19 protein-coding genes and 2 pseudogenes are annotated in these 21,886 nt (G+C 71.3%); 8 read left to right on the forward strand and 13 right to left on the reverse strand.

What is annotated here, in order from left to right:
- Window positions 1–110: 110 nt before the first annotated feature.
- The 6 genes from ASG51_RS03995 to ASG51_RS04020 all read right to left on the reverse strand — a co-directional run bounded on the left by ASG51_RS03995 (window position 111) and on the right by ASG51_RS04020 (window position 7,158).
- Window positions 111–1,082 (reverse strand): endo alpha-1,4 polygalactosaminidase, encoded by a 972-nt coding sequence (locus ASG51_RS03995; RefSeq protein ID WP_056215561.1) that lies wholly within the window; start codon window positions 1,080–1,082, stop codon window positions 111–113.
- Window positions 1,075–2,520 carry an exopolysaccharide Pel transporter PelG gene (gene pelG, locus ASG51_RS04000; protein WP_056215564.1) on the reverse strand — a complete coding sequence of 482 codons (1,446 nt, stop codon included), beginning with the start codon at window positions 2,518–2,520 and terminating at the stop codon, window positions 1,075–1,077. Before pelG ends, ASG51_RS03995 begins: the two co-directional genes overlap by 8 nt.
- On the reverse strand, window positions 2,508–4,124 hold the full coding sequence (pelF, locus tag ASG51_RS04005; protein ID WP_056379251.1) for a GT4 family glycosyltransferase PelF: 1,617 nt from the start codon (window positions 4,122–4,124) through the stop codon (window positions 2,508–2,510). The genes pelG and pelF overlap by 13 nt, the downstream gene beginning before the upstream one ends.
- Window positions 4,121–5,044 carry a hypothetical protein gene (locus ASG51_RS23840; RefSeq protein ID WP_056379252.1) on the reverse strand — a complete coding sequence of 308 codons (924 nt, stop codon included), beginning with the start codon at window positions 5,042–5,044 and terminating at the stop codon, window positions 4,121–4,123. Before ASG51_RS23840 ends, pelF begins: the two co-directional genes overlap by 4 nt.
- Entirely contained in the window at window positions 5,038–5,949 is a 912-nt protein-coding gene (locus ASG51_RS04015) for a hypothetical protein (RefSeq protein WP_056379255.1), read from the reverse strand. The genes ASG51_RS23840 and ASG51_RS04015 overlap by 7 nt, the downstream gene beginning before the upstream one ends.
- 429 nt (window positions 5,950–6,378) lie before the next feature.
- Complete coding sequence (locus ASG51_RS04020; RefSeq protein WP_056215579.1) at window positions 6,379–7,158, reverse strand: response regulator transcription factor; 780 nt, start codon at window positions 7,156–7,158, stop codon at window positions 6,379–6,381.
- A gap of 645 nt (window positions 7,159–7,803) precedes the next feature.
- Between ASG51_RS04020 and ASG51_RS04025 the strand changes: the two genes are divergently transcribed.
- Together ASG51_RS04025 and ASG51_RS04030 are read left to right on the forward strand one after the other, a co-directional pair.
- Window positions 7,804–9,264 carry a hypothetical protein gene (locus tag ASG51_RS04025; RefSeq protein ID WP_056379257.1) on the forward strand — a complete coding sequence of 487 codons (1,461 nt, stop codon included), beginning with the start codon at window positions 7,804–7,806 and terminating at the stop codon, window positions 9,262–9,264.
- A gap of 80 nt (window positions 9,265–9,344) precedes the next feature.
- Complete coding sequence (locus tag ASG51_RS04030) at window positions 9,345–10,646, forward strand: SLBB domain-containing protein (protein WP_056379259.1); 1,302 nt, start codon at window positions 9,345–9,347, stop codon at window positions 10,644–10,646.
- On the opposite strand, the gene ASG51_RS04035 is transcribed toward ASG51_RS04030, so the two are convergent.
- Window positions 10,643–11,056, reverse strand: coding sequence for a phosphorelay protein (locus ASG51_RS04035; protein WP_056379261.1), 414 nt, complete (start codon window positions 11,054–11,056; stop codon window positions 10,643–10,645). The genes ASG51_RS04030 and ASG51_RS04035 overlap by 4 nt on opposite strands.
- Before the next feature lie 645 nt (window positions 11,057–11,701).
- Here ASG51_RS04035 and ASG51_RS04045 point away from each other — a divergent pair.
- From ASG51_RS04045 to glmS, 3 genes are read left to right on the forward strand one after another with little or no spacing between them, the layout of a single operon-like run.
- On the forward strand, window positions 11,702–12,478 hold the full coding sequence (locus tag ASG51_RS04045; protein ID WP_244472537.1) for a sugar phosphate nucleotidyltransferase: 777 nt from the start codon (window positions 11,702–11,704) through the stop codon (window positions 12,476–12,478).
- A gap of 4 nt (window positions 12,479–12,482) precedes the next feature.
- Window positions 12,483–13,412 carry an NAD-dependent epimerase/dehydratase family protein gene (locus ASG51_RS04050; protein WP_056215598.1) on the forward strand — a complete coding sequence of 310 codons (930 nt, stop codon included), beginning with the start codon at window positions 12,483–12,485 and terminating at the stop codon, window positions 13,410–13,412.
- A gap of 34 nt (window positions 13,413–13,446) precedes the next feature.
- Complete coding sequence (glmS, locus tag ASG51_RS04055; protein WP_056379266.1) at window positions 13,447–15,273, forward strand: glutamine--fructose-6-phosphate transaminase (isomerizing); 1,827 nt, start codon at window positions 13,447–13,449, stop codon at window positions 15,271–15,273.
- 186 nt (window positions 15,274–15,459) lie between these two features.
- On the opposite strand, the gene ASG51_RS04060 is transcribed toward glmS, so the two are convergent.
- The 3 genes and pseudogenes from ASG51_RS04060 to ASG51_RS04070 form a co-directional block, all read right to left on the reverse strand.
- A complete protein-coding gene (locus ASG51_RS04060; RefSeq protein WP_056379269.1) occupies window positions 15,460–15,717 on the reverse strand; it encodes a hypothetical protein in 258 nt (85 codons plus the stop codon).
- A gap of 35 nt (window positions 15,718–15,752) precedes the next feature.
- Window positions 15,753–16,317 (reverse strand): annotated as a pseudogene (locus tag ASG51_RS23165) (amidohydrolase family protein); the annotation flags it as partial.
- A gap of 125 nt (window positions 16,318–16,442) precedes the next feature.
- On the reverse strand, window positions 16,443–16,691 hold the full coding sequence (locus ASG51_RS04070; protein WP_056215611.1) for a hypothetical protein: 249 nt from the start codon (window positions 16,689–16,691) through the stop codon (window positions 16,443–16,445).
- 158 nt (window positions 16,692–16,849) lie between these two features.
- On the opposite strand from ASG51_RS04070, the gene ASG51_RS04075 reads away from it, so the two are divergent.
- Together ASG51_RS04075 and ASG51_RS04080 are read left to right on the forward strand one after the other, a co-directional pair.
- Window positions 16,850–17,062, forward strand: coding sequence for a hypothetical protein (locus ASG51_RS04075; RefSeq protein ID WP_056215615.1), 213 nt, complete (start codon window positions 16,850–16,852; stop codon window positions 17,060–17,062).
- A gap of 157 nt (window positions 17,063–17,219) precedes the next feature.
- Complete coding sequence (locus ASG51_RS04080; RefSeq protein WP_056379275.1) at window positions 17,220–18,650, forward strand: phosphatase PAP2 family protein; 1,431 nt, start codon at window positions 17,220–17,222, stop codon at window positions 18,648–18,650.
- 46 nt (window positions 18,651–18,696) lie between these two features.
- Here the strand turns inward: ASG51_RS04080 and gcvA are convergent, their stop codons facing one another.
- Window positions 18,697–19,581 (reverse strand): transcriptional regulator GcvA, encoded by an 885-nt coding sequence (gcvA, locus tag ASG51_RS04085; protein WP_056215621.1) that lies wholly within the window; start codon window positions 19,579–19,581, stop codon window positions 18,697–18,699.
- Between the two features lie 94 nt (window positions 19,582–19,675).
- Between gcvA and ASG51_RS04090 the strand changes: the two genes are divergently transcribed.
- On the forward strand, window positions 19,676–20,923 hold the full coding sequence (locus ASG51_RS04090; RefSeq protein WP_082501115.1) for an MFS transporter: 1,248 nt from the start codon (window positions 19,676–19,678) through the stop codon (window positions 20,921–20,923).
- 47 nt (window positions 20,924–20,970) lie between these two features.
- Here ASG51_RS04090 and ASG51_RS04095 read toward each other — a convergent pair whose 3' ends face one another.
- Entirely contained in the window at window positions 20,971–21,477 is a 507-nt protein-coding gene (locus tag ASG51_RS04095) for an ureidoglycolate lyase (RefSeq protein ID WP_056379278.1), read from the reverse strand.
- A gap of 59 nt (window positions 21,478–21,536) precedes the next feature.
- Window positions 21,537–21,671: pseudogene (locus ASG51_RS23845) on the reverse strand ((S)-ureidoglycine aminohydrolase); the annotation flags it as partial.
- Between the last annotated feature and the right edge of the window lie 215 nt (window positions 21,672–21,886).

Raw genomic sequence — 21,886 nt, forward strand, 5'->3', positions numbered from 1 at the left:
TTTACCGAAACACAGTTTCAAGTAGTTCAGCGCACGGTCAGGATCTGCGCAATCGACACAAACGGATTAGGAAGCTTTCAGCGGGATTTCGGGCGTGGGCCGAAGGATGCTCAGCGCTCAGCACGGGCGTGCGGCTCGCGCAGGACCCGGTCGAGCAGGATCTGTCCGACGTAGGGGCGGTGCCCGAGGGCGCGTTCACGGGTGTAGATCTCGCGAATGGTCGCGCTGTCCTCGGCGTCCCAGTAATCCAGGCTGAGGATCGGCACCGGCGGCTCCGCCTCGGCGAGGGGGCGCAGGGCCTGCCGGTGCGGGTCGAGTTCGCGGGGCTCCGTCCAGCGGTAGCCGTTCGCTGGGGCGTCGTAGGTCGTCAGCAGGCTCTCGGCGACGACCCCGTCGACCTGCCCGATGAGCTCGGGCAGCAGGGCGTAGCCGCGATTCATCAGCAGCATCCGGTCGGGATGGCGCCGGCGGATGGTTCGGACGAGGTCGATGGCGGCCGAGCGCATGCCGGCATAGCGCTCGGGGTCGGTCTGCTCGAGATGGGGCGGGGTGTCGAGGGTGTCGAAGAACAGCCCGGAGAACCCGCGTTCCAGCAGAGCCGGAATCGCGACGTCCAGGATCAGGGCACGCCAGGCGGGCCGGCGCACGTCGCACAGCACGGTGTCGGGCCAGTTCGGGTTCTCGCCGAGGAGGAGATCCGGGTCGTCGAGCTGCGCGAACAAGGGACTCGTGCGCTTGATCTCGCCGAGGCTGAGATAGCCGAGCACCTCGGTTCCGAGGTCCCGCATCGGCGTCAGGGGGCTCTTGAAGCCCGGATCGAGCACGACGAGGTCGAAGCCCTCGAATGCGGCCGGCTCCAGGTCTTCGCCGTAGAACAGCGTCCAGGCCAGATGGGGGTGGCGGAGCCGGTCGCGCGCGCGGGCCGGCCGGTCGAGGAGCAGGCCCGCGGCCCCGAGGCCGGCGAGCAGCCGCAGGACGCTTCGGCGCAAGATATTGGGGCGCAGGATGCTGGGATGCAGGATGCTTGGACGCAGGATGCTTGGGCGCCCGACGCTGCGGCGTCCATCGGCGGGATCACGCATCGCTCGACCTTCTGAATCGGAAGTAGCGGCGAACCGGCCGGGCCCGTGCCTCGGCCGGGCGCAGGGACGTGTTGTTGGTGACGAAGGCATGGAAATGCAGCCAGGGCAGCTCGTGGGCGAGGAGCGTCACCGCGAGGAGGAACGTGAGGGCCGAGGCGAACAGGTTGCCGTATCCGAAGAACGGGAATCCGAGGGGCAGGAGGGCGGCGGTGAGCGTTCCGTTCAGGATGCAATACGTCGCCGAGACCGCGAGGGCGTGGCGGCGCAGGTCGAAGTAGAGCAGGAAGATGAAGCAGAAGGAGGCGCTGGTCTGGAACACCATTCCGACCAGGGCCGCCCGCAGGATGCCCATCTGGCTCGCCCGCAGTCCGAGGGGTTCGATCGCCACGTAGGAGACCAGGATGGCGATGAGGGCGACGGCCGCGAGGGCGATGAACAACCCGGACAGCTTGGCCATGACGAAGCGCGACAGGCGTGCCTGCTTTCGCGCGAGGTCGCGACGGCTGACCCCGTGGGCGAGGCTGCCGTAGAAGGCGCGGCTCAGGCGGAAGAAGTTGGTCTCCACGTGGACGAAGAACACCGCCAGGATGGGGATCGACGCGAGCTGCGCCCAGAACATCGGCGTGTCGTAGTTCGGCATGGTCCGGAAGGCGCCGCCCACTGTGGTCACGCCGATGGGCGCGGCGACCCACATGATGAGCTTGTCGACCCAGAGGCCGAGGGCGCAGGTGAGCCCGATCAGCGGCAGGTCCCAGTGCGTGCGCAGGGACCGCGCCAGCGCGGCATCGGGCACGAGCGCCACCCCGTATTCCTGCAGCAGGCGGCGGGCGAGGACGAGGTCGACGACCGTCAGCCCGATGTTGAAGGCCGTGAGGAGCCGGAGCGGCTCGCTGCTCGGGGCGATCGCGATGAGCGCGACCATGACGGCCGCACCGGCGCCGAAGGCCACGGCGACGATGACGTGGCTCCGGATCGCGCCCATGAAGGGGATCAGGAGCCAGGCCGCGCCCATCAGCAGCAGGTTCTGCAGACCGGCCACCGTATCCGGGCCGGGCAGGTCCGCCGCGAACAGGTAGAGCGGGCCGGCGACGACGAGGGCCGCGGCGGCGAAGAGGGCCTGCGCGGCGACGAACGCGTAGGTGACGCTCGTGTCGCGCTTCAGCCAGACCTGGTCCGAGACGAAACGCGTGCAGACGAAGGCGATCGGGCCGGTGAGAATCGCCGAGATCAGGGCGTTGTAGATGATGACCGAGCGGAAGAGCGGCAGTCCGGGACAGTCGTCGGTGGGACAGGCGGCGAGATCGATGCCGCCGATCGCCAGGACCGTGAAGATCCACGGACCCGCCACCAGCAGGGCCGCGTAGACGTAGGCTCCGGCGGTGCTGGTGAGGGAGCGCCCCTGCGTCATGCGCTCGAGGGCGAAGCCTAGGCCGGCCATGGAATCCTCCCGATCTCCGCCGCCGGACCGTCATCCCGCAGGGATTGAGAGCTTCGGGGGGCTGGTGGATCGAGCGAGGCCGGGTCGAGCGAGGCCGGGTCGAGCGAGGCCGGGTCGAGCGAGGCCGGGTCGAGCGAGGCATAAAGCGCCTCGTAGAGCCCGACGACCCGGTCCTGATCGAACACCGTACGGATGCGCGCGCGCAGGCTCCGGCCCATGCGCGCCCGCAGGTCGCCGTCGCGCAGGAGGCGCGCGAGGGCATCGGCCGTCGCCTGCGGGTCGCAGGCGCGCACGACGAATCCGCCCGCCGTGTCGGAGTCGGGCCCGTCCGGTCCTTCGAGGATCTCGCGGCACGAGCCGACATCGGTCGTCACCGCGGGCACGCCGGCGGCTCCCGCCTCCAGGATCGACAGGGGCTGGGCCTCGCTGATGCTGGTGAGGGCGATGACGTCGGTCTGTCCGAAATAGGTCTTCACGTCCCGAACCCGGCCGAGGAACCGGACGGTGTTCTGCAGGCCGAGCTGGCGCACCAGGGCCCGGCACTCGGCCGCGTAGGCGGGATCCTCGTCCTCGGGCCCGATGATGATCGCGTCGACGTCGGGGACCTGACGGCGCAGCAGGCCGGCAGCCTCGATGAAGGTGCGGATGTCCTTGATCGGGACGAGGCGGCCGACCAGGAGGACGGTGGGGCGGCGCGGCTGCGGACCGGGCGGGATGTCGGCGAACTGGTCGAGGCGGATGCCGTTCGGGATCATGCGCAGCTTCGCCTCGGCTGCCCCGTCCTCGATCTGGTAGAGCTGGTTGGTCCGGAACTGCGTCGTGATGAGGTCGGCGACGTCATAGGTGATCCGCGCCATGGCGTTGAAGGCGTTCAGCCAGACCCGTCGCAGCTCGGGAGCCGTGCCGGTGACGTCGAACCCGCCCGCGCCGGACTCGTAGATCCAGTCGGCGACGGAGAGCTCGATCCGGCGCTCGTTGGTGTAGATGCCGTGCTCGGTCACCACGAAGGGCCGCCCCGTCAGGGCCTTGGCCCGGGCCCCGAACAGTCCCGGATAGCCTGTCGAGATGGCGTGATAGATGCGGGCCGGCGGGATCGGCGCGGTGGCGATCGCGATGAGGCTGCGGGCTAGGAAGCGCCAGGTCCAGAAGAAATCGACGAGGGGCGCCCCGGGGAGCATCTCCTCGTAGATCCGTTCGAGCGCGGTCCAGGCCGGGCGCGAATCGAGCAGGGCCCGCTGCCGGAGATCGCACCGGTCGAGCTCCCGGACGCACCGGACCCAGGCCTGCGCGCCCCCATCGGTGAGGACGGCCTGCAGGTCCCGGATCAGCGGCGCGATCGCTTCCCGCCCCCGCAGGAGCGGCAGGCGTCCCGGCGGGCAGGCGTCGATGGGCACGTCGACGATGCGCTCGACGTTCGCCGGAAGGTCGAACTTCCGGGTCCGTTCCTGGTCCGAGGTCGTGAAGGCCACGAGGCTGAAGCGCTTGTCCGGAAAGCTGCGGATGAAGCTGTCGGTCCAGGAGGAGACGCCGCCGAGGAGGTAGGGGTACCCGCCCTCCACGAGCAGGCACACGTCCGATGGGCCGGAGGCGGTCTGCGTACTCACGGCAGGGCCTCCCGCGGGAGGGGCGGGGTCGGAGCGCCGCTCTCGGCCTCGATGGCGGCCAGCAGCGCCCGGGCGGCCATGCTCTCCGGTTCGGCCGCCAGGGCCTGGCTCGCGGCGACGCGGGCGGCCGCCATCTCCGTGCGGGCCTGCAGGGCCTCCGTCAGGCCCGACTCGGCGTAGGCGCGGCGCGCCGCCGCGAGGGCGAGCCAGGGGCCGGCCGCGCCCGGGGCCTGGGCGACGGCCACCTCCAGGGCGATGAGGTCCCGGGTGAAGCGGGTCTGGAGCTTGGCGAGGACCGTCGAGGCCAGCACGCGCACGGAGGCGTCGGTATCCTGGAGCGCGGCGCGGATCACATGGGTGAGGCACGGATCGAAGCGCCGCCCCACGATCGCCAGCGCCTCGAACTTGGCTTCCTTCGCGCCGCCATCGAGGATGTCCGCCAGGGGCACCACACTGCTGGCCTTGCCGACCCGGAGACGCCCATCGCGCAGGTCGCTGCTGAGCCGGCCGCAATCCGTTCGCGGGTCGAGATGACCCTCCGTCTCGAGCCAGGTTCCGAAAGCCTCGGCCGGTCGCGGAGGCGCCGCGCCGCGATCGAGGAGGGCGAGGCCGATCGCCAGGAGGGTGCCGAAGGGACCGCCGATGAAGGTCCAGAGGGTGAGGTGCGCCAGCCGCGCCGCCTCGCCCGGTGCCTGAGCGTCCTGCAGGGTGCGCAGGCCGAGGATCAGGCACAGGCCGACATGCCCCGCGAGGACGACGACGGGACCCACGAGGGCATGGAGCAGCGCCGCGGCGAGGGCGAGCTCCCCGAGCGCCGTGGCGAGGGCGACCACGGTCGGGGAACGGGGGACGCGAAGGTGCGCGTCCCAGGCGGTCCGGGGCCGCGCGGCGGCGAGCGGATCCGGGACGTCGATCAGCATCGCTCCGCCCCGGCCACCAGGCTCCCCATGGCCAGCGCCAGGTCCAGCGCGCGCGGCGCGGCTTCGGCGAGGGTCTGGTTGGGCAGCAGGCCCTCGATCAGGAGCAGGCCGCGCGGGCCCGGGGCGCCGTGGGCCGGAAGGGCGACGGCGAGGACCGCGCCGTCCGGCAGTCTCCGGGCATCCGCGGCGCGATCCCGGCGCCAGAGCCGGTCCGGCGCCTGCGCGACGGCTTCGGCCAGCATGCCATCGATGGCCGGTGCGGTGGCCCGGTCGCGCGCTCCGCCCTCCGCGACCGTGGCCAGGGGGGCGAGGCCCCGGGGCGTGGCCGCGTAGACCGTGAGTCGGGAGGCTCCCACGAGCCGGCGGCCCAGCTCCGCCAGGCTCGTCGCCAGGCGGAGGCCATCCTCGGCGTCCAGGCAGGCGAAGGCCTTGCTCACGCTGCCGAGGGTGCGGGTCTCGGCGGCGAATCGGAGTTCGAGGCGACCGATCTCCGCCATGGCGGCGGAGAGGCCCCGGCCGAGGCTGTCGGCCTCGTCGAGGGCGTCGTCCCGCTGCTGGCGCAACTCGGCCGCGTGGAAGATGTGGAGGCTGCGCAACCCGCCGAGGACCAGGGCGCAGGCCAGCCACGCCGTCGGCTCGGCGACGACCTGGCGTGAGTAGGCGTAGTAATCCTGGGTCGCGAGCTGCGAGGGCAGTGCCGAGCTGTACAGCGCCAGGGTCGCCACCAGGGTGGCGAAGACGCCGCCCGCGAGGCCGTACTGCGCCGAGATCAGGATGACCGGGATCCAGAACGGCCGGGGTGTCATCCAGGCATAGCGGCTGCCGTCGAAGACCAGGTGGTCGATCAGGACCAGGAGCAGGACGAGCCCGATGGCCTCCGGGACGTAGCGCCGCCATCCCAGCAACGGGCTGGACCGATCCTGATCCGATGCGCCCCGCTCACCCGCCGCCGCAGTCGTCACCGCATGGCCCCCCACAGGCATCCGCGGCAGGCCATCGAAGTCGATCGCCGGCGCACCGCAAGATCCTGAAACATCTTGAAAAGAGCAGGAATTCAGCTGGGAAGAAATATCGCCGGACCTAGCGATCTTGGATTAGCGCAGGACCAATGCTGTCATCCATCCGTGTTACCCGTCCGGCCGCCCGTCTTCCGCCCGGCCGAGGGGGCGCGCCCGGTCGGCCGGGCGCGGCTCGGATCGGACCCGGGCGGCGGACGAAGCCCCGTGTCGGACCACATCCGTCCGATCCCTTGGGGATGGCGGATGCGGGCTTCGCTCGAGCGCCGCGCCGGCTTGCCGATACGGACACCGCTTCGCGATCGAGCGGAGCCCGCATCAGGCGTTGTGCGTCACCGTCAGGGTCTGCGCGGCCTTCGCCTGATCCGCGGAGGGCCGGGCGTGGAACCAGGCGCCGCCGAGATGGGGAGCCCAGGACACCACGCCCTTGGTGTTCACCAGATAGGCGAGTTCGGTCCGGTTCTTGGCCTGGAGCTTCTTCATGATGTTGCGCACATGCACCTTCACCGTGTTGGTGCACATGTTGAGCTCATAGGCGATCACCTTGTTCGGCTTGCCGATCTGCAGGACGCCGAGCACGGCCGCCTCGCGCTCCGTCAGCCGGACCGACCCGCGTCCGCGCGCCTCCGCGGCCGGAGGCGCGGGGGGCGTGCAGACGATCCCGGACGGGACGAAGCAGCCGCCGGCCAGCACCAGGGCGATGGCGCTCTGGGCCACCTTCACGGAACTCGTCATCGGGATGAATCCGCTGAGCCCCCGTCGCATCGCCTCGGTGACCTGATGGTAATCCTCGAGTTCCGACAGAAGGACGATCGGAACGCCGGGACTGACGCTGACGAGGGTATCCAGCTCGCTCTCCATCTGGGCGATGCTGCGATGGGTCGCCGCGATCACGATGACGGAGGCCGGGGGCCGTTCCGTCGCGGCCTTCTGCCAAAGTCCGACGCTGCAGAAGCCCAGGACCTGGGGGGCGTCGGCACTTTTCTGGATCTGGGAGATCAAGCTCTCCCGGAACAGGACCCGGGGGTCGATGATGACGACCGTGGATTGTTCAGCCCTCGCAACGGAAATGCCCGATTCGATTGCGACGAGTGACATAGTCAGCCCTCCCATGCGGTCTTCGGCATGCGCCGACTCCAGCACCACTCGTGAGATCCGAGATGTGTGCCGCGACGATTTGATTAGCTACATTGGGATTGTGCGGATTACAAGCAATTACTTAACGATCGTTTCAGTATTAATCTTTGATAGAATATCGGTAGTTTTTCGACTTCCGGAATAGCGAATTACCGGTCTCCTTCGGGATCGATCGCGGAAATCCGGCTCCGAATGCTCTGCTGAAACCTTATGGGCGCTGGCCTCGGCGCGCGCAGGCTCCCCACGCGCGGCTGGGAGCTGTCCTCCGTGCGCCACAGGGGGAGCGGACGGTACGGTTCCCAAGCGGCAACGCTCACGGTCTCCTACGTCTGTTGACCGAGGATCGCCTGCGTCCGTCGAGCAGATCCCGATGAAAAAGGAGGTCATCCTTTAGCGAAAAAGAATTAGTTTCACCGGTTTTGGACGCATTCGCGGTATCATCCAGCTTGAAAACCTTAGTTTTGAATTCTTGTGTTTTGTTTTTTACTTGCTCTCATGGCTCGCATCGGAGCTTGGGTGCGGACAACGCGTCATGTTGGCCAGTCACGGCACATCGTCGATCGGTCGTCCTCGTGAACCCGGACGCGCGGGTGCGGCGGGGCGGCCATGAGGATCGGCTGGCGCTTCCTCGGTCTCTGGGCCTTTGCCGCCGCCGCGACCGCCTACGCCCTCTCGCCCGGCTCCGAGGAGCAGCTCGCGATGCTGGCGCGGGACGGGCGAACCAGCGAGGCTGCGAGCGAGTTGGCGCGGCTCCTCGCCCTGGGACGCCGGGATCCGGCCTTCCTCGCGGCGGCCGCGCGCGCCCTCGAGTCCACCGGCAACCGGGGGCTCGCGGAGGATCTCCTCGAGCGGTACCTAGTGGAGCGGCCCGGGGACGTGCAGGTCCTGGAATGGCTCGCCAATCTCTACCGGGCGTCCGACGACCGTCCGGCCGCCACCCGTACCCTGGTGACCCTGGTGGCCCTGGCCCCGACCCGGCCGCGCCTGTGGGCGCTCCTCGACCTCTACCGGGCCCAGGAGCGCCTCGACGAGGAGCGCGAATTCCTGAAGGGCATCGTCGACGAGACGCTGCTGCGGCCCGTGGACGTCGAGCGCCTGGGCATTCTCCTGTCCTGGGCCGGGGAGCGCGCGGCGGCGTTGGACGCCCTGCGCCGGGCCGACGCGCTGATGCCGGCCACGCAGGAGATCGGTCGGATCGTCCTGTTCGACCTCCTTCTCGCCGAAGGCCTGCGGGAGGAGGCCGCCGAGCGCGCCGGCCATTGGGTCGCCGATTGGCGCGACAAGCCCTGGCTCGGCGTGCACGTGGTGCGCCGGATGGCGGCGCGGGGGGACCCGGCTTCCGCCGTCGCCCTCGGCGCGCAGGTGATCGCCCTCAGCCCGGCGACGCGCTTCTACCTGGCGCGGGTGGTGGCTGAGGACGGGAGCCGGCGCATCGCCACCCTGCTCCTCGAAGACTGGGCGCAGGGCGGTCCACAGCCTTCCTCCGACGCGGTGGCCGGCTACGTGGCGGCCGCCTATGCGGTGGGAGACGTCGCGGCGCTCTGGCGCAAGGCCTCGCGGATCCTCGCCGAACCCGGCTGGTACGAGGCGCAGATCGCGATCGTGGAAGCCCTGGCCCTGCGCTACGGCCTCGATGCGATCGCGCCGCTGCGTCCCCGCCTGCCCTGGGCCGCCCTGCAGCGCCAGCCCCTGTTCGCCGCGCGGCTGGCGCTGCACGAGGGCAACCCGTTCCTGGCCCGCCGCGTCCTCGAATCCGTCGATCCGGAGACCCTGACCGCTCCGGCCCGGATCGAGTGGGTGGCGCTCGTCAGCCTGATCTCCGGCGACGCGGCGGCCCTGGCGGCCCTGGGCGATCTCCTGCGCCGGGACCGGCTCCCGACCGACCTGCTCCCGGTCCAGCTGCGGCTGGCCGAGCGCCTCGGCCATGGCGGAGAGCAGCGCCTCGGCCTCGACGCCCTGCGTCGAAGCGCCCTCGCCCCGGCGACCATCGCGCGGCAGGCGCAGGCCCAGCAGGCGCAGGTTCAATCCACAGCGAAGGCCGGGCTCGACGCCCGGAGTGTGCAGTGAGCGGCGCCCCGACGACACCCCGATCACCGGGGCGAATCCCACGAACACGCCGAATCCCACGAACTCAAGGAGCCGAGGTCATGTCGAGATGCCGAGCCGTCGCCTTCGCGGTGCTCACCCTTCTGGCCGGTCGGGCGGCCCTGGCCGAGGGCGGGCCGGTCCTCCGCGCCGGGGACCGGCTCAAGATCACCTTCTATGAGACCATGGAGATCCCCAATCCGGCGCCCGGCGACAAGGGCCAGTCCGCGGGCGCCGCCGCGGTGATCCAGACCTTCTACCAGCGGGTGGACCTCTCGGGCGAATACGCCGTCGAACAGGGTGGCGCCCTCTCGCTGCCGTTCTTCGGCTTCGTCCCGGCGGCCGGAAAGCCCCTGGAGACGCTCAAGACCGACCTGATGGGCGTCTTCGAGACCGCCTTCGGCCGGCACGGCGGGGTCACGGTCGGCCTCGTGCAGCGTGCGCCCGTCTTCGTCGTGGGGTCCGTCCGCGCGCCGGGTGCCTACCCGTACGCGGGCGGCATGATCGTGCTGCAGGCGGTGGCCCTCGCGGGGGGGCGCGACAAGGATCCCGCCACCCTCTCGGGGGTGGTGGAGACCCTGCGGGAACGGGAGCGGGAGGACGGTGCCCGCACCCGGCTGAAGCGCGCGCTGGCGCGCAAGGCCGCGCTGACCACGGGACGGATGGGCACGGAGGCGCAGGAGCGGCTTCGGACCCTGGCGGGACCCGAGGAGGCGACGGCTCTCCTGGGCGCCGAAGCGAAGGTGCTGCGCCTGGAGGCGAGCCTCCAGACCAGCGACGAGGGATCGCGCAAGGCCGCGGCGGACGCCTCCGGCACCGAAGTCGACCTCCTGCGCAAGCGCCTGGAGACCTATGGGGCCCAGATCGCGGCCCGCGGCGACCGGTTGCGCACCATGGAGGCGCTGTTCTCCCGGCAGGTGGTCGAGAGCGAGCGCGTCGCCGACGTCCGCCGCGACTTCATCGACATGGAGGGACGCCGGCGCGACTACGAAGTCGGGATCCTGCAGGCGGAGCAGCGCCAGAGGATGGCCCGCGAGGCCCTGGACCAGGGCAATGCCCGGCACCGCCTCGCCGCCGAGCGCGAGATCGCCCTGATCGATGCCGAGATCGCCTCCGCCGAACGCGCCCTGTCGACGGCCTCCGTCGTGGGCGCGACGATGAGTGCGGGCTGGGCACGCGATCCGGTCCTCGCCTATCGCATCGTGCGCAGCGGGGCCGGCGGCGCACAGGTCCTCTCCGTCACGGAGACCGACACCCTCGAGCCCGGCGACGTGCTCAAGGTCGTGATCGATCCGCGCGGAGACGAGCATCCCCGGAACGCCACGGCCGAGGCGACCCCATCCCGGGCCGACGCGGCACCCTAGCCGTCGGATCGAACGCCGGACGGTCGGCCCTGGCCGGCGGCGGATCGCGGATGGGTCGCCGGGCTGGTCGCCCGCGGCCGGCCGTGGGGCGGGAGCGCCGCCGCGCATGCGGCGGACCGGCGGGCCAGCATCCGCACCGCGCCGAGCCGCCGGCGGAAGGTCTCGGGCCCGGCCTGCGCGATTCGCCGCTCGTCGCGGCCGTCGAGGGTGCGGCAGGCGTCCGAGAGCGCCGTGAAGCCGAGCGTCCCCGCCGATGAGACGCAGCTTCGGGCTTCGAAGCGCAGGCCGTTGCGAGCCTCCTCGGTCTCGGCCTCGTACAGGAAGCGCGTGTCCAGTTCCTCCGCGAAGGCCAGGAGGAGGCCGGTGGTGCGCGGCGCGCCGATAGGGCGACGATCTCGTCTTACGACCATCTCGGTTTTCGATGCGGCGATCGACGAGGCCGGATTCCGCGGCCGCCTGGTCGGCGGGCGGCATCGCCCCCGACCCCGAGCACGGCCATTTGTCGACCATCCGGTCGAGGGCGGCCCGGTGGAACGGCTTGCCGATAGGGTCGTCCATCCCGGCCTCCCGGAACATCCGGATCTGCTCGGGCAGGACGTTGGCCGTCATGGCGATGATCGGCGCCGCCAGGCGTTCGGCTTCGTTGGATACGATCGGCGACCTGCGCGTGCGCTCGCCTGGAGCGGAGCCGTGACCGGGCAGGCCACGCATCAACCTCGTCGACGAATGTCGGTCCATGCGACTTTGCGGGAGGGGCGTCCCGGCGGCACGTGGGAGCCCGGAGCGATGTCCGGGCTTCACGCTTTGGAGGGGCTCCCCCCAACTGCTCTACACCGTAGCGAAATCGGGTTAGTGCGCGCGTCCCTTGGATGCGGCCGCTAAGCCCACCATGGCGGTTGCTATGAAGTCTTAAAAATCCGTTAATCCTTCCTGCGAGGACAATATTCGTCAGCCACAAATTCAATTTCAATCGGAAAATTTAGGAGGGCGCAATGCTTGAGGTCGTTCCGGACCGGGCAGATCATCATCTGAGATCTTCGGAATCCGCGCATGCGTTGCATCTCTACGACGCGGCATCCGAGCGCCTGGCGCCGCAGATCACCTCGACGCCGGCGATCAAGCAGGCGGTGGTGATGGCTGGCGGCAAGGGGACGCGGCTCCATCCCTACTCGGCGCTGTTCCCCAAGCCCCTGATGCCGCTCAACGACATGCCGGTCCTGGAGCTGCTGCTGCGCCAGATGAAATGCGCGGGCATCACCGACGTGATCCTGGCGGTGAACCACCTCAGTCACCTGCTGGAGGCGTTCTTCCGGGACGGCGAGCGTCTGGGCCTCAACATCCGCTACCGGCTGGAGGACCAGCCCCTCGGCACCGCCGGCGCCCTCGGCGCCATGCTGGACGACCTCGACGAGGCCTTCTTCGTCACCAACGGCGACCTTCTCACGACCCTCAACCTCAAGAACATGATGGCGGCCCATCGGGAGGCCGGGGCCGACATCTCGATCGGCGTGTTCGAGCGCGAGGTGAAGATCGATTTCGGCCTGATCGAGATCGACGAGCGCAGCCGCATGACGGCCTATCGCGAGAAGCCGAAGAGCACGCACTTCGTCAGCATGGGCGTCTACGCCCTGTCGCGGGAGGCGGTGCGCCAGCACCTCGTGCCCAACACCTTCCTCGACATGCCCAACCTCATCGCCCAGGTGAAGGCGGCCGGCGGCGACGTGGCCTGCTTCCACGAGGATTGCGTCTGGCTCGACATCGGGCGTCCCGACGACTTCGCCCTCGCCCAGCAGATGTTCGTCTCGGATCGCAGCCTGTTCCTGGCCTCGTGACCCGATGTCGTCGCACCAGCCGGGTGGCGGCATCCTGATCAGCGGCGCGGGGGGCTTCATCGGCCGGGCCCTCGCCACGCATCTCGACGGGCGCGGACTGCCCGTCGCGACGGTCGGCACCCGGCGGGATGTCCGGGCCGAGCACTGGACCGTGGCGCCCGGGCACTGGAGCGTCGCGACCTGGGGGAAGGCCCTCGACCATTTCCGGCCCGCCACGGTGTTCCACCTCGCCGGCGCGACGCAGGGGACGCCCGAGGGGTTGCAGGCGGTCAATCTCGGCCTGGCCCAGGCGCTCTTCGCCGCCCTGCGCCGCACCGGGCTGCGCCCGACCGTCATCCTGGCGGGAAGCGCCGCCGAATACGGCGAGGCCGTGGTCGACGGGGTTCCGGTGCGGGAAGACGCGCCCTGCGCACCGCTCACGGCCTACGGCCGGAGCAAGCTCGCCCAGACCCGGGCCGCCCTCACCTTCGCGGCCGAGACCGGAATCCGCGTGCTCGTGGCGCGGATCTTCAACCCGATCGGGCGGGGATTGCCCGGCCATCTCGCGCTGGGCGACTTTGCCCGCCAGATCGACGCGTTCGGTGCCGGCGGCGGAACCCTCGTCACCGGCGACATCGAGGTCTGCCGTGACATGCTCCTCGTCGAGGATGTCGCCTGGGCCCTCGCCGAGCTCGCCGCCAATCCGGCGGCCTCCGGGGTGGTCAACCTGTGCACCGGCGTCCCCACCCGCATCGGCGACCTCCTGGAGGGCATGATCCTGGCCTCCGGCAAGCCGATCACGATCGCCCATGACCCGGCCCGGCTGCGCCGCGGCGAGCGCCGGGTCATCGTCGGCTCGCCCGACGCCCTGGCCGCCCTCGGCGCGAAGCCGCCGCGGCGCGACCTGCGCCAAGCCGCCGGTACGATGCTGACGGCGCCCCTGCGCGCCGCCTGAGCCTGCCGTCCTTCCAGCCTTCAGGAGTCCACCCATGTGCGGAATCGTCGGAATCGTCGGCCGCGAGGCGGTTGCGGGGCCCGTGGTCGAGGCGCTGCGGCGCCTGGAGTACCGGGGTTATGATTCCGCCGGAATGGCCACCCTGGAGGCGGGCCGGCTGGAGCGGCGCCGGGCCGAGGGTAAGCTCGTCAACCTCCAGCTCAAGCTGATCCAGTCGCCGCTCACCGGCCCCATCGGGATCGGCCACACCCGGTGGGCGACCCACGGGCGGCCCAACGAGACCAACGCCCATCCGCATGCCACCGCGCGCCTGGCGGTGGTCCATAACGGCATCATCGAGAACTTCCGCACGCTCAAGCGGCGGCTGGAGGCCGACGGCGTCGCCTTCGAGACCGAAACCGACACCGAGGTCGTGGCCCAGCTGGTGAGCTGGCACATGGAGCGCGGCCTGGACCCGGTGGAGGCGGTGGCCACCACCCTGCCCCAGCTGCGCGGCGCCTTCGCCCTCGCCTTCCTCTTCGCCGGCGAGACCGACCTGCTGATCGGGGCCCGCCACGGCGCTCCCCTTGCTGTGGGGTTCGGCGCGGGCGAGACCTATCTCGGGTCGGACGCCCTGGCGCTGGCCCCGCTGACCGATTCGATCACCTACCTGGAGGACGGCGACTGGGCCGTGCTGACGCGCCAGGGGGCCGAGATCCGGGATGCCGCGGGGGCGCCGGCCACCCGGGCGCGCCAGACCATCGTGACGCAGAACTACCTGGTCGACCGCGGCAACCACCGCCACTTCATGGCCAAGGAGATCCACGAGCAGCCCGAGGTGGTGGGCCGGACCCTGGCCCATTACATCGACCTCGCGGCGAGCCGCGTCCGGCTTCCCGTGACGCTGCCCTTCGACTTCGCCGACCTGACGCGCCTGTCCATCACCGCCTGCGGCACGGCCTACTATGCCGGCCTCGTGGCCAAGTACTGGTTCGAGAGCCTGGCGCGCCTGCCGGTCGAGATCGACGTCGCCTCCGAGTTCCGCTACCGCGAGGCCCCGCTGAGCCGGGGCGAGGCCGCCCTGGTGATCTCGCAATCGGGCGAGACCGCCGACACCCTCGCCTCCCTGCGCTACGCCCGCGCCCAGGGTCAGCACATCCTGGCGGTCCTCAACGTGCCGACCTCCACCATGGCGCGGGAATCCGATGTGGTGCTGCCGACCTTCGCCGGACCCGAGATCGGGGTCGCCTCCACCAAGGCCTTCACCTGCCAGCTGACGACGCTCCTGTGCCTCGCCATCGCGGCGGGCCGGGCCCGCGGGCATCTCGACGCCGACGCGGAGCGCCGGCTCGTCGACGCGCTGATCGCCATGCCCGGCCTCCTGGCGCAGGCCCTGCGCCAGGAATCCGAGATCCAGGGCCTGGCCCAGGAGATCGCGAAGGCCCGCGACGTGCTCTATCTCGGCCGCGGCACCGCCTATCCGCTCGCCCTCGAAGGGGCCCTGAAACTGAAGGAGATCTCCTACATCCACGCCGAGGGCTACGCGGCGGGCGAGCTCAAGCACGGCCCGATCGCCCTGATCGACGAGGCGATGCCGGTCATCGTGATCGCGCCCCACGACGCGGTGTTCGAGAAGACGGTGTCGAACATGCAGGAGGTCGCCGCGCGCGGGGGACGGATCGTCCTCATCGGCGATGCCACCGGGGCGGCCGCGCACGGCCTGGATACCCTGGCGACGGTGATGATGCCGGAGGTCGAACCGGTGGTGGCTCCGATCCTCTACCCCGTCCCGATCCAGCTCCTGGCCTACCACGCGGCCGTGACCATGGGGAAGGACGTCGACCAGCCCCGCAACCTCGCCAAGTCCGTTACCGTGGAGTGACCGTCACGGGGTCGGCCCCCAGGGGAACGGCCCGTCCCGGGGCTTGCGCCGTTCTGGCATACCAGACCCGCGCCCGGCGAAGTGGTGCCGGCCGGAGGACCCGTTAGGAAGGACGGACGCTTTCCTCCCAGAGGCGAACACCTCCACCCGCCCGGCTCCGGCCGCGGCGGGTTTCTTGTGCGGGCGTCAGGATTTCGGAACCGGTTTGTCGACCTTGGAGTGGCGCGGCTTGACCCTGGCGTAACGGGTCGCGAGGGACCGTGAGCCCGCGGGCTGCAGGCGCATGTCGCCGTAATAGTCGTTTCCGCTCGGGCCGAACGATCCGCCGGTCACCACGCCGGGGGTGTCGGGCGCACCCATCAGGCGATCGAGCGGTCCGGCCGCCACGGCCGCGGCGTGGAGCGAGACGCAGAGGAGCAGGCCGGCGGCCGAGATGTAGCGCATGACCGGACCCTAATCCGCCTCCCCTGCACGGAGCCTTAACGAAGCCCTGGCGGGAAGCCGTAGAGCCGGTGCGGATCGTCGACGAAGTACTTCCGCCGCCGCTCCGGGTCCGGAACCCAGTCCGCCATCAGGTCGAGCAGGTCGCCGATGGCGGGCATCGGGCCCCAGGTCGCCACGTGCGGCCGGTTCGAGCCCCAGTAGGGAGCGATCCGGCGCGGCCTCGTTCAGGGCCCGCGCGAACGGGACCGTGTCGGCGTAGGGCGGCCCCGCCGTGGAGGTGCGGGACGCGCCCTGGAACTTCAGCCAGGCGCCGTCGCGCACGAGGTCGACGAGGGTGCGGAAGCCCGGATCCGCGCGGCCCGCGGAGGTGGGGACATGGCCCATGGGATCGCCCATGTGATCGATGACCACCGGCACCGGCAGGTCGCGCGCGTCGAGGAGGACCTGCAGGTGCCAGCCCATCTCGCGGGCGAGCTGCTCGTAGGCCTCGACGTCGGCGAGACCGACGCCGCCGCCGACGAGGACGTTGAGGCAAAGCGCCGTCACGCCGGCCTCCTGGAGCGCGGCGAGCGCCCGGTGGGGCAGGCCGAGGGGAATCAAGTCTTGTCCGACCTCCTGTCGATCCGCGCAGGCCTTCTCGATGACGCCCGGCCCGGAGAAGCCCGGCCGGCTCCTCCGGGCCCACCCGCGTTCAGGGCCGCCGCCGCGGCTGGAGGTTCAGGGCTTCAGTTCTGTTGCGGCGGCTGCTGAGCCCCGCTCGGCTGCTTGTCTTTCTTGTTCGCCTTGCTGTGCCCGACGGCGCAGCCGGCGGCGGCGCCCATCTTTCCATGCCCGGCCATGTGTCCGGCGACGCCGCCGACGACCGCCCCCTTGATGCAGCCCTTGGCCTCCGCCTGGCCCGCGAGGGCGATGAGACCCAGGGCGAGGCCGGCCGTCCAGGCGAGACTGGTCTTCACGGATGACGCCTTGTTCATGGATGATTCCTCCGATTGCCGTGAGCGTCCAACCGGATGCGGGATCGGCGTGTTCCAGCGGGGAACGGAGACGGGACGGATCGGCGACGGCGCGAAAGGCTGTGGTCCGGGCCGGCCGCGCCCATTGCCGGCAACCGTTCGTCCGCCACATGAGGCGTATGGCCAGCGATCTTGAGCACGAACGGCATCGCCGTCCCGATGAGATTTCCCTGCCGACCCTGAACGAGGCCACCCGGCTCCGTCTCGGCCGTCAGCTGCAAGCCCTCTACGAGCCCGTCATCGACGAGCCCCTCGACCCGCGGCTCGCCGAGCTGATGGTCCAGCTCGACGCGGACCGGGACGCCTCCATCGGCCCCGGTCGATCCGCCTGACCCGTCGACCGCATCCGGCACGGTCCCGACGTCCGGCCGTCACATACAACTTCTATGACCCGATCCGAGCTTCCCGATCCCGTCCGGTCCGGGCCCGGGATTCCCGGGGGCCGGAGCCTCTGGACCGGGAGCGGCACCGGGCACCGGAGACGACACCATGGCGAAGACGCTGAGATCCTGGACGACGGCCCTGTGCCTCCTGTCGCCCCTCCTAGCGCCCCTCCCGGCCGCGGCGCAGTCGGCGCAGACCCTCGCCGCCCTGAAGGGGCTCGCGCCCGTCAGCGCCCTGGGCGCTAGCGAGACGGGACGGGCCGCCCTCGATGCCAACCTGACGGTCACGGGCGCGATTCAGGCCGGGACCGGCGCGGTGCCCTTCCTGTTGCCGCTCCGCGATCAGCGTCAGCTCGCCCTGCGCGATTCCTTCATCACCGACGGAAACGCGACGGAACTCGCCGACGGGCTCGGCAGCAGGCTCGGCGGCGTCTACCAGGCCAAGGCCCGCTACGCCGCCGACGAGACCTTCACCAACGTGGCGCCGTCCGTCGCCGACCTCCTCGGCTACACCAACCACGTCGCCAAGTCCGACTCGAATGCGGGCAAGTACTTCTTCGCGAACGCCACCACCAACGGCAAGGCGCCGGTCTCGGAGGCCGCCGCCGTCCTCCTGACGGAGCGCGGCGGCACGACGGACGTGTTCGGCAAGGCCTATGGCCGACCCGCCGGGACGCCGGGGAGCGATGCCCACGGCGATGCCCGTCCGTTCCAGACCCTGCCGAGCCTGTTCGCCTATCGCGGCACCGACTACTTCGGCCGGCCGTCCCACAGCCTGGACTGGCTGCGCGGCCCGCGCATGAACCTGCTCGACAGCCCTTCGTATCCGAGCGGGCACACCACCTACGGCTACACCGAATCCGTCGTGCTCGCGATCCTGGTGCCGGAGCGCTACCAGCAGATGATCACCCGCGCCGCCGAGTACGGCACCAACCGCATCGTCGTCGGGGCGCATTACGCCATGGATGTGCTGGGCGGACGGGCGGTCGCCCTGCACGCGGTCGCCCATCTCCTGGCCAACGATCCCGCCTATGTGGGCCAGATGCGTCGCAACCCGGCGGTGGTCGCCGAGATGGGCCGCGAGACCCACGCGGCCGTGACGATCCCCGATTATCGGGCGGCCGTCGAAGCCGCCCGCACGGACCTGACCGCCTTCCTGAAAGACGCCTGCGGCGGCACCGTCGCAGCCTGCGCGAGCGCCGATACCGGACGCTTCCGCGATGCCGCCGCCAACGCGGCCCTCTACGACGCGACCCAGACCTACGGCCTGCCCGTCGTGCATCCGCAGCGGGTGGGCACGACGGACGATGTCGGCCGGCTCGCGCCGGAGGCCGGACACCTGCTCACGGCCGCCTTCCCAGTACTCAGCCTCGCGGAGGCCAACGCGATCCTGACGGAGACCCAGGGACCGGGCGGCGGGTTCCTGGACGACGGATCGGCCTTCGGCATCTATGCGCGTCTCGATCTCTACGCCGCCGCCGGCAAGGCGGCCGCCCTGGCCGCCGCCAAGCAGGCCCCGTCTCCGGCCCCCCGGTGAGACCGGCGGACGGGGCTCGCCGGGGGACCGGCGACGGCCCCGGGCCTCAAGGGTCGGCCGCGGCGACCAGCCAGGCACAGAACGCGCGGACCGAGGGGTCGTCCGCGCGGGCCTCCGGCACGTAGGTGAAGTAGCTTCGGGCCGGCAGGGAGGGGCCGGCGAAGGGGCAGGTCAGCCGGCCGGCTGCGACGTCGTCGGCGATCAGCCGCTCGGGCCCCATCGCCACGCCGAGGCCGTCGAGGGCGGCCTGGAGCGTGAGGTAGAAATGCTCCAGCGTCACCGAGGCCCGCGGCTCTAGGCCTGGCACCCCGGCGGCCTCCAGCCATTGCGGCCAGACCTGGGGCAGCGTCGCCGCGTGCAGCAGCGTGTGACCCCGGAGCTGTCCCGCCTCCGTGAGCGGCAGGCGCCGCAGCAGGGTGGGACTGCAGACGGGGATGCGGCGCTCGGTGAGGAAGGGGCGCCCGATATGGCCCGTCCGCCGGTCGGGCCCACCTCGGATGGCGACGTCGAAGGGCTCGGCCAGGTTGGCCAGGGGCACGTTCGAGGTGGTCAGGCGCACCTCCACGGCGGGATTGGCGCGCTGGAACCCGGAGAGCCGCGGGATCAGCCAGCGCAGGGTGAAGGTCGCCAGCGCGTTCACGCGGAGCAGGCGTGGCCGTCCGCGCTCCACCTGTCGCGTCGTCGCGAGGGCGATGCGGTCCAGGGCGGCGCCGATCTCGGCGAGGTAGCTCGCGCCCGCCTCCGTCAGGACCACGCGGCGGTTGTGCCGCTCGAAGAGGGGCTGGCCGAGCCAGGCTTCGAGCGCCTGGACGTGCCGGCTCACCGCCCCGTGGGTGACGCGCAACTCCTCGGCGGCCCGGGTGAAGCTGGCATGGCGCCCGGCGGCCTCGAAGGCCTTCAGCGCGTTCAGGGGCGGCAGGCGACGCAGCACGGGTCAGGTTTCCTCACGCGAGTGTCAGCATAAGGCGTTTGTCAGCCGCGGACGAGCGGGTGATCCTGCGTCGGCAAACCAGGATCAGTCCCGCATGTCGTCCGCACAGGACCTGAGCGCTCCGTTTCGAACGTCCGTCGTCGGCGCCCCGCCCTGCCCGGGGGCGCGGCGGACGCTGGCGGCCGTCGGCCTCAACCACGCCCTGCACGACGGCTACACGGACCTGATCTACGTGCTCCTGCCGGTCTGGCAGGCGGAGTTCGCCCTCGGCTACGCCGCCCTCGCCCTGCTGCGCAGCCTGTACAACGGTGCCCTCGCCGCCCTGCAGATGCCGTCGGCCCAGCTTGCGGCCCGGTTCGGCGCGCGGCGGGTGCTGGTGCTCGGGACCCTGCTGAGCGCCGGCGGCTATGCCCTGGCCGGCCTCTCGGGGAGCCTGGCCGGCCTCTGCCTGGCCCTGACCCTCGGGGGCATCGGCAGCAGCACCCAGCATCCCCTGGCCTCCGCGGTGATCGCCCGCGCCTACGGCCGCTCGGCCCGCGGCCCGCTCGGCACCTACAACTTCACGGGCGACCTCGGAAAGGCCAGCGTGCCGCCCCTGCTCGGCCTGCTGCTGTCGCTGATGGACTGGCGCTCGGCGCTCTGGCTCATCGCCGCCCTGGGCCTCGCGGTGGCGCTCGGCCTCCTGCGCCTGCTGCCGCGTGATCCCGCGTCACGGGACGGGGGGGCGGCCGGATCGCCGCGGGCCGCTGCGCCCGGCGGGACCGGAGGCGCCGGCTTCGGGCTGCTCGTGGCCATCGGCACCCTCGACAACGCCGCGCGTCCGGCCTTCCTCCTCTACCTCCCCTTCCTGCTTCAGGAGAAGGGCGCCGGCCTGACCCTGGTGGGCTTCGCCCTCTCGGCGGTGTTCATCGGAGGCGCCCTCGGCAAGGCCGTCTGCGGGCGGTTCGGCGAGCGCTTCGGCGTGACCCGGACCGTCATCCTGACCGAGACGGGCACGGCGCTGGCGATCCTGGCCGTGACCGTGCTCCCGCTCTGGCCGGTCCTGGCACTCCTGCCGGTCCTCGGCATCATGCTGAACGGGACCTCTTCCGTGCTCTACGGCACGGTGCCGGAGCTGGCGCCGGGGGGGCAGGTCGAGAGGGCCTTCGCGGTCTTCTACACCTGGACCCTGGGCGGCAGCGCCCTGGCGGCCCCCCTGCTCTACGGGCCGCTGGGCGATGCGGCCGGGCCCCGCGTCGCGATGCTCGCCGCCGCCGCGACGGCGCTGGCCGTCGTACCGCTCATGGTCGTCCTGTCGCCCCGCCTCGCCGCCGGCGCCTCCCCGGCCGCGGAGCCGCGCTGACGGGCGGGCGCGGTCCCGCCTTGTCCGGTCCGGGGGCTCGAGACCGCTCAGGGCGCCGGGGGCGCCTGGATCGTCCAGGGTTGGTCGAACACGTATTCCTCCAGGTTCGTGCCCAGCCCGCCGCGGTCGACCACGAGAAAGTCCTGGGGGGCGCCGACGGGGGTGAGCACCCCGTGCCACGTCCCGATGGCGTAGCAGACGCCCTGCCCCGGCGCCGTGACGAAGGCCCGCGGCCGGCCGGGGCGGCCGCCCTCGTCGGGGCAGACCACCACGAGGAACGGCGCCCCATTCAGGGGCAGGAAGGCCTGTGCGCCCAGCGGATGGCGCTCCACGAGGCTGACGGCGAGGGGCAGGCCGTAGGGGTCGGCCTCGACGTAGCCGATCACCACGTGCCCGTCCGCGCCCGCCACATGCACCTGTGCGAGGTCGTGGAAGCGGCGGGCCTTGCCGGCATTCATCGGACGCGGCGCGACGGCGTCCTTGTCGATGACCGTGCCGAACGGGGCGAAGGCCTCCGCCGTCAGCGGCGCGGCGACGATGCGACGGTCGCTCATGGGTTTCCCCGGAGGGGTGCGAGGGATGGATGCCGGTCGACGTCCTTGTGGAGGCGGGACTGGGCGAAGGTCTCGGAGAAGCCCGAGAGGGGGCGGGCCAGCATCCAGGCCTGGGTGTGCTCCCAGAAGGGCAGGACGGAGGTGACGATGTCGCTCATCACGCCCCGGGGGATGACGGCGTAGGCCTCGGTGAATTGTCGGGCGAGGCGGTCATCCAGAGGGCTCCGTGCCGGGCAGGTGTGACGAACTTCGCCGGAGCGCGTCAAGACGCCGGGACGCGGACCACGGGCCGTGGCGGTTCGACGGTCCCGTTTCCCAGGGGATGGGAAGCCCTGCCGAGCGCGCCGCGACGGCGTCGGGCCGGGAGCCCCCTGGCGTCCGGTCACCGGACCGCTGCAGCAAGACGTTG

It is taken from the genome of Methylobacterium sp. Leaf465, from assembly GCF_001424705.1.
Taxonomy (GTDB): domain Bacteria; phylum Pseudomonadota; class Alphaproteobacteria; order Rhizobiales; family Beijerinckiaceae; genus Methylobacterium.